Origin of the sequence: Arthrobacter sp. Hiyo1 (genome assembly GCF_001263615.2) — a bacterium.
GTDB lineage: Bacteria > Actinomycetota > Actinomycetes > Actinomycetales > Micrococcaceae > Arthrobacter.
Genome location: NZ_DF952468.1, coordinates 645,984 through 647,637, shown reverse-complemented (window position 1 = coordinate 647,637; position 1,654 = coordinate 645,984). Strand labels below are relative to the sequence as shown.

Below are 1,654 nucleotides of genomic sequence, written 5' to 3'. Positions count from 1 at the left end.
CCGGGTGGATCCCCTGCCGCAGTTCATCCGGGCTTCGGATCTCGCTGCCCTTAGCCGAACCGAAACCGCTGCCCTTTCCCGCGCTCGCGCGCAGGGGTCGGTACTCCTCGGGGTTGGAGGGGACGAACACGAACCTGCTTGGATCACACTGCCGCGCCCAGGCATCCTCCTCGCCCTTGGCACTCCCGGTTCCGGCAAGTCCTCGTTGCTCACCGCGTTGGCCATGCTCAATCCAGGCCATCATTGGTGGGCGCCACCCGAAGGGACCGATCCTGATGCCTGTTGGGCTGCATTCCACCGGGATGCGCGCCGCAGGCTCGTGGGAGCAGAAGTCATCCCCCTCGTGGACGACGTCGATCGCCTCAGCAGCGAAACCGCCGTCCTCCTGGCTGAACTTCCCGGCATGGGCTTCTCAGTCGTGGCGACTGCGGGAAGCCCAGCCCTCATGCAACGGACGCCGCTTGCTTCCCTGGCCGGAAACCACGGAACCGGACTTCTCCTTGGCAATGCGCCGCCTGCCGCTGCGGATTTCTTCGGCGTGCGCATCGCCGCCGAACAAGCGCCGCCACCGGGTCGTGCTGTCCTCATTGAGAATGGACGAACACGCTCCCTCCAGATCGCCGCTCCGGGTTAGGAAGCCGTACCAAAGCGAAAACAGCTAGAGGGCGGCGCGGGATCCGCCCGCCCGGGAAGCAAAGGCAACCACCCGCTTGTCGAACAAAAAGACGATCGCGGCCAAAGCCGGCACCACCATGGCCAGGCCGGCGAGAACCAGGCCTCCGGTCATGGTGGGAAACCCGATGGTCAGGGCGAACAGCTGGGCAACCAACGCCGGTGCCCGGGTCCAACGGTAGCCACGGAACAGGAAGTGTCCCACGGCAAACAACAATGCAGAAAAGGCCAGCAGAAGGCCCAAAGTAAATACGGCTCCCCAGAATGAGGCCACCGGAGCCCCTGTCACGAGCTCGTATATATACAGCGCCCCGGCGATCAATAGTGCGAGGGCTTCCAGCACAACCACAATCGAAATAACAACGATTCCTGCAGGACGCGGTCCTCCGCCGATTGCCCGGCCTAAGTTATCGCGGCTGGTCCCCTGGCCGTCGTCGCCGGGCGCTGCTGGGTGATGGTGGGGGTTCAGAGGGGGTCTTGACACACTGGCACACTACCGGACATAGTCGAATACCTGTGAGTAGGCCGGTATCCAATGTGATGCATCGCTCACGGTTTCAAACGCTTGAACCCCTTGTTTACATGGCGTTAACATGACACGCTTGACTCAGACGACCAAGGGGGCCCAATGGGTCCCCTTTCCTATGAAGCCTCTCGTGAATATTTTCACAAAAGGCTTAACTAGTACTCACGAATGGAGTGACTGATCAGCATGGATTGGCGTAACCGCGCAGCCTGCCTTGACAAGGACCCGGAGCTTTTCTTCCCCGTAGGCAACACCGGCCCTGCGCTTCTCCAGATCGAGGAAGCGAAGAGTGTCTGCCGCCGCTGTCCCGTCGTGGACACATGCCTTCAGTGGGCCCTTGAGTCGGGTCAGGACGCTGGCGTCTGGGGCGGAATGAGCGAGGACGAGCGACGTGCACTCAAGCGCCGCGCCGCCCGCGCCCGCCGCGCTTCCTAAGCGACTCGGCCCGCAAAACAC

2 protein-coding genes and 1 pseudogene are annotated in these 1,654 nt (G+C 62.6%); 2 read left to right on the top strand and 1 reads right to left on the bottom strand.

Annotated elements, in window-relative coordinates:
• Positions 1–634: pseudogene (locus AHiyo1_RS02875) on the top strand (FtsK/SpoIIIE domain-containing protein); the annotation flags it as partial.
• A 24-nt stretch (positions 635–658) separates the two neighbouring features.
• Here AHiyo1_RS02875 and AHiyo1_RS02870 read toward each other — a convergent pair.
• Positions 659–1,066, bottom strand: coding sequence for a hypothetical protein (locus AHiyo1_RS02870; RefSeq protein ID WP_253257159.1), 408 nt, complete (start codon positions 1,064–1,066; stop codon positions 659–661).
• 318 nt (positions 1,067–1,384) lie between these two features.
• Here AHiyo1_RS02870 and AHiyo1_RS02865 point away from each other — a divergent pair, with 318 nt between their 5' ends.
• Positions 1,385–1,633 carry a WhiB family transcriptional regulator gene (locus AHiyo1_RS02865; RefSeq protein WP_003804966.1) on the top strand — a complete coding sequence of 83 codons (249 nt, stop codon included), beginning with the start codon at positions 1,385–1,387 and terminating at the stop codon, positions 1,631–1,633.
• Positions 1,634–1,654 lie beyond the last annotated feature (21 nt).